The 5,177-nt window shown below is 69.5% G+C and carries 5 protein-coding genes; 4 read left to right on the forward strand and 1 reads right to left on the reverse strand.

Features of this window, described 5'->3' with window-relative positions; all coding sequences use genetic code 11:
- Positions 1-110: 110 nt before the first annotated feature.
- Entirely contained in the window at positions 111-1,271 is a 1,161-nt protein-coding gene (locus ACFV4N_RS39470; protein ID WP_499677799.1) for an ROK family protein, read from the reverse strand.
- A gap of 191 nt (positions 1,272-1,462) precedes the next feature.
- On the opposite strand from ACFV4N_RS39470, the gene ACFV4N_RS39475 reads away from it, so the two are divergent.
- The 4 genes from ACFV4N_RS39475 to ACFV4N_RS39490 form a co-directional block, all read left to right on the forward strand.
- Positions 1,463-2,743, forward strand: a complete 1,281-nt coding sequence (locus ACFV4N_RS39475) for an ABC transporter substrate-binding protein (RefSeq protein WP_499677800.1) — start codon at positions 1,463-1,465, stop codon at positions 2,741-2,743.
- A gap of 20 nt (positions 2,744-2,763) precedes the next feature.
- Positions 2,764-3,702, forward strand: a complete 939-nt coding sequence (locus tag ACFV4N_RS39480; RefSeq protein WP_499677801.1) for a carbohydrate ABC transporter permease — start codon at positions 2,764-2,766, stop codon at positions 3,700-3,702.
- Positions 3,689-4,591: a carbohydrate ABC transporter permease gene (locus ACFV4N_RS39485; protein ID WP_499677802.1), complete on the forward strand. Its 903-nt coding sequence runs from the start codon at positions 3,689-3,691 to the stop codon at positions 4,589-4,591. Before ACFV4N_RS39480 ends, ACFV4N_RS39485 begins: the two co-directional genes overlap by 14 nt.
- A 19-nt stretch (positions 4,592-4,610) precedes the next feature.
- Positions 4,611-5,177: alpha-amylase family glycosyl hydrolase (locus tag ACFV4N_RS39490; RefSeq protein WP_499677803.1), on the forward strand; the 567-nt coding region annotated here is incomplete at its 3' end.

Here is a 5,177-nt window from a genome sequence, read left to right on the forward strand (position 1 = left end):
GTACTATGGACCTGGTGCCCCCGCCCGCTGCTCATCGGGCCCGCAGGTCCACGAGGGGCGGCACGACCGGGCTGGTCCCTGACCTGCTCGGGGATCGCGAGGTGGCGGGGTCAGCCCGCCCGCAGGGGCAGCACGGCCAGCACGGTGCGCTGGATCGCCACGGCGGACGCGCCGCGGGCCCAGAGCGTGGGGTCGTCGTTGATGAACCGCAGGTCGATCGGCGACGCCTCGGGGTGGCGCGACTGGGCGATGGCGGCCCGCACGCGTGCTTCGGCGACCTGGGCGAGGCGGATGCCCTCACCGGTCAGGATGATCCGCTCGGGTTGGGCGATGTTGGCGACGGCCGCGATCAGCGTGCCGAACGCGTGGGCCGCCCTGCCGACGATCTGGTCGGCGACGGCGTTGCCCGTTTCGGAGAGGTCGAGCACCTCGTCGTAGGTGACGGGCCGTCCCAGCGTCAGGGCGGCCTGCGACTGGATGGCATCGGTGGTGAGCAGGGCTTTCACGCAGCCGCGGTGCCCTTCGGGGCAGATCGGGCCGAGGGGGTCGACGGGGAAGTGGCCGAGCAGGCCGAGCCCGGAGTCCGGGCCGCCGACCAGGCGGTCGTGGATGACCAGGCCGCCGCCGACGCCGGCGCCGATGGTGAGCACGGCGAAGCTGTCCACGTCGCGGCCGTCGCCGAACCAGTGCTCGGCCTCCAGCAGGGCGTCGAGGTCGTTGGACACCACCGTCGGCCTGCCGGTCGCCCGGGAGACCGCCGCGCCGAGGTCGACGTCCTTCCAGTGCAGGAACACGGCGCGCTGGACGCGCGCGAAGTCGTGGACCACGCCGCCGATGCCGATGCCGACGGCGGCGACCGGCCGGCCGGGGTCGTCCAGTGACGTGACCAGTTCGGCGATCCTGGCCACGACCGCCTCCACGTCGTGCTCGGCGATCTCGACCGAGGCGCTGTCGAGGATGTCCGCGCGCAGGTTGGTCAGCACGCCGTAGGCGCGGAACCCGGCGAGCTTGATGCCGATGAAGCGCTGCACGTCGGGGTCGACGTCCAGCGGCTGCAACGGCCGGCCGCCGCCGCGCAGGCTCGGCGTGGTCACCTCGCGCAGCAGCCCGGCGTCCATCAGCGGCTTGGTCAACCGGGTCAGGCTCGCCGTCGACAGGCCCAGCCGATCCGCCAGCTCCGACCGGGCCAGCGGGCCGTGGAGCAGGACCTCCAGCGTCACGCGGCGGGCGGAGGGCAGCAGGGGTGCCCAGGGTGAGGCGGCGTCGAGCACCGTGCGCTCCTCGTCGAGGTCGGGGGTAACCGGAACGCAATAGTACCGCCGCGAAACTGCCTGACAAGACCTCCTGCGTGACAAAAACGTGACTAGCTGCGGGTTGACGCGTTACAGTCACATCGCCCTTAATGTTGCGACAAAGAAAACCCCGGTAGGCGACGCCGCCGTCGCGACTCTGGAGGACCGACATGCGCAAGCACCCCCTACGGCTGGCCACCGCGGTGGCCGCCGCCTTGGCGCTGGTGATGACCGGGTGTTCGAGCGGGGGTGACTCCGGGGACCCGAACACGCTCAAGGTGTGGTGGTGGGAGACCGACGACAGCGCGCTGTCGGCCGCCTGGAAGCAGGCCGTCTCGATCTTCGAGCGGGAGCACCCCGGCGTCACGGTCAAGCAGGAGCTCAAGACCTACGAGCAGATGCAGCAGTCCGGGCAGCTCATCCTGGACTCCGACGACGCCCCCGACGTGCTGGAGTACCTCAAGGGCAACGCCACCGCCGGTGTGGTGGCCAAGGCGGGCCTGCTCACCGACCTGACCGAGGTCGCCTCCAGCCGGGGCTGGAAGCTGGACAACACCGCCCAGGACGTCGGCCTCTACGACGACAACGGGCTGATGGGCTCGGGCAAGCGGTACGGGATCACCAACTACGGCGAGTACGTCGGCGTCTGGTACAACCAGGACCTGTTCGCCCGCAACAACGTGCAGGTGCCGACCACCCTGGCCGAGTTCGAGAACGCGCTCAAGACCTTCACCGACAAGGGCGTCACGCCGCTGGCGCTGGGCTCGGCCGACTACCCCGGCACGCACCTGCTGTACTCGCTGGCCCTGGCCCACATGGACGAGAAGTCCCTGGCCGCCTACCAGCGGTTCGAGGGCGAACCGGACTGGTCGGCCTGGGAGAAGGCCGCCACGACGATGCGCGAGTGGGTGGACAAGAAGTACATCAGCACCGACTCCACCGGCATCCCGGCCCAGGACGCGGGCAACGCGTTCATCGCCGGCCAGTACCCGATGTTCGTCTCCGGCACCTGGTGGTCCGGGCAGATCGCCGAGCAGCCCACGTTCCAGACCGGCCAGTTCCTGTTCCCCGGCAACAATTTGCACCTGGGCTCGGGCGGCAACCTGTGGGTCGTGCCCGCGAAGGCCAAGAACAAGGACCTCGCCTACGACTTCCTGGAGATCACCCAGCGGCCCGAGGTGCAGAACTTCCTGGCCGACAAGGGCGGCGTGCCGGTCGCGGCCGAGCCCGGTGCGGCCAGCTCGGCGATGGGCCTGCTGGTCGGCGACCGGTTCACCGAGCTGCTCTCCGGCGACAAGGGGAGCCTGGCCTGGTACCCCGACTGGCCGGTGGCCGGGCTGAACGACGTGCTGCTGGCCAACACCACCGACCTCGTCGGCGGTGACGCGAGCCCGCAGCAGGTGGTGGAGGCGATCAAGGCCGCCTACGACGCCGGCAAGCCGTCCGCGTAACTGCCCGGGAAGGGATCGCCATGTCCTCGCTCACCGCCGTGCGGCGCAGGAGCACGTCCGAACGCCGCGGTGGCTACTGGTGGTACATCCTGCCCGGTGCGGTCGGGTTCCTCGCCGTCGTCGCCGTGCCCTTCGGGATGAACCTCTGGTACAGCCTCACCTCCTTCCGGGGTGTCGGCGACCCGGTGTTCATCGGGTTCGACAACTACCAGCGGCTGCTGGGCGACCCGCTGTTCTGGGCCTCGTTCCGGCACAGCGTGGCGTTCATCGTGGCCATGGCGATCCTCCCGACCGCCATCGGCGTGGTGGTGGCGGCCGTGCTGTTCAACTACATCTCGCCCAAGTTCGGGTCGAAGGTCGCCAGCTTCCTGCGCGCCACCTACTACCTGCCGCAGATCCTGCCCATCGCGGTGGCGGGCGTGCTGTGGAAGTGGATGTACCAACCCCAGTACGGGATCATCAACACCACCCTGCGCGACCTCGGGCTCGGCGGCCTGGCGCAGAACTGGCTCGGCGACTCCGACCTGGCCCTCTACGCGGTGATGAACGTGCTGGTCTGGCTCCAGATCGGCTACACCGTGGTGGTGTTCATGGCCGGGCTGTCCCGGGTCGACCCGGCGCTGTACGAGGCCGCCGAACTCGACGGCGCGACCTGGCTCCAGCAGTTCCGCACCATCACGCTCAACCAGCTCCGGCCGGAGATCGCGGTCGTGCTGATCACCACCTCGGTGGCGGCGCTGAAGGTGTTCGCGCCGATCTTCGTGCTCACCCGCGGCGGGCCGGGCACCAGCACGATCGTGCCCGCCTACTTCTCGTTCTCCAACTTCTTCACCACCACCAAGGTCGGCTACGGCGCCGCGGTGGCCTCCGTGCTGGCGCTGATGATCTCGGTCGTCGCGGTCGCGCTGCTGCGCTACCAGACCCGCAACTCCGAAGGGTTCGAAGATGGCCGTGGATAGCCTGGAGAAGCCGGCCGTGACCGTGACGCCCCCGCCCGCGCCCGTCGTGCACAGGGTCAAGCGCCGCAAGCGCGGTGTCAGCGGCTGGGTGGTGCTCGCCCTGGTCGCCGGCGTCGGCCTGCTGATGCTGTTCCCGTTCTGGATCGCGATCATCAACGCGTTCAAGCCCGCGCCCGACTACATCGCCAACGGCCCGGTCTCGCTGCCCACCGAGCTGGACTTCTCCGCCCTGGTCGACTTCTGGGGCGGCGTGGACTTCAACCGCAAGCTGCTCAACAGCGCGGTCATCAGCGGCAGCGTGGCCCTGATCGCGGTCACGCTGAGCCTGCTGTCGGCGTTCGCCATCGGCATCGGCCGCATCCGGGGCCGGGTGTGGATCCTCGCGCTGTTCATGCTCGCGTTCACCATCCCGCAGGAAGCGCTGGTCTACCCGCTGTTCGTGCTCACCCGCGACCTCGGCCTCTACGACACCATGACCGGCGTCATCATCATCCTCGCCGTGCTCCAGAGCGCGTTCGGCACCTACATGCTGTCCTCCGTGCTGGGCACCTTCCCACCCGAGGTGCTGGAGGCCGCCAGGCTCGACGGAGCCAGCCGGTTCCAGGTGTTGCGGCTGGTGGTCCTGCCGCTGACCAGGCCGACGATGGCGGTGCTGATGACGTTCTTCTTCATCTGGACCTGGAACGACTTCTTCCTGCCGCTGGTGCTGCTGCCCTCGGCGGACAACCAGACCGTGTCGGTCGCGCTGGGCGCGTTGAGCGGCCAGTACACCAGCGACCCCACCGCCCTGGCCGCCGCGTCGCTGGCGGGCATCCTGCCGGCACTGGTGTTCTTCCTGCTCTTCCAGCGCACGCTCATGCGCGGCGTGAACCTCGGCGCGGTCAAATAACACCCCACGAAGGACGCACATGACTCTCGAGCAGACGGCGACCACCACCGTGGACACCGCCCCCTGGTGGACCTCCGCCGTGGTCTACCAGGTCTACCCGCGCAGCTTCGCCGACTCCGACGGCGACGGCGTCGGCGACCTGCCCGGCCTGATCACCAGGCTGGACCACCTGGAACGGCTGGGCGTCGACGTGATCTGGCTGTCGCCGGTCTACGCCTCTCCGCACGCCGACAACGGCTACGACATCTCCGACTACCACGCCATCGACCCGGCGTTCGGCACGCTGGCGGACTTCGACCGCCTGCTCGCCGAGACCCACGCCCGCGGCATGAAGCTGGTGATGGACCTGGTCGTCAACCACACCTCCGACGAGCACCCCTGGTTCGTCGAGTCCCGCTCCTCCAAGCACAACCCCAAGCGCGACTGGTACTGGTGGCGCCCGCCGCGCGAAGGGTTCGAGGCCGGGCAGCCCGGCGCGGAGCCCACCAACTGGGAATCGTTCTTCTCCGGTCCCACCTGGACGCTGGACGAGGCGACCGGCGAGTACTACCTGCACCTGTTCGACCGCCGCCAGCCGGACCTGAAC

This window comes from Actinosynnema sp. NPDC059797 (assembly GCF_042732085.1).
Lineage (GTDB): Bacteria > Actinomycetota > Actinomycetes > Mycobacteriales > Pseudonocardiaceae > Actinosynnema.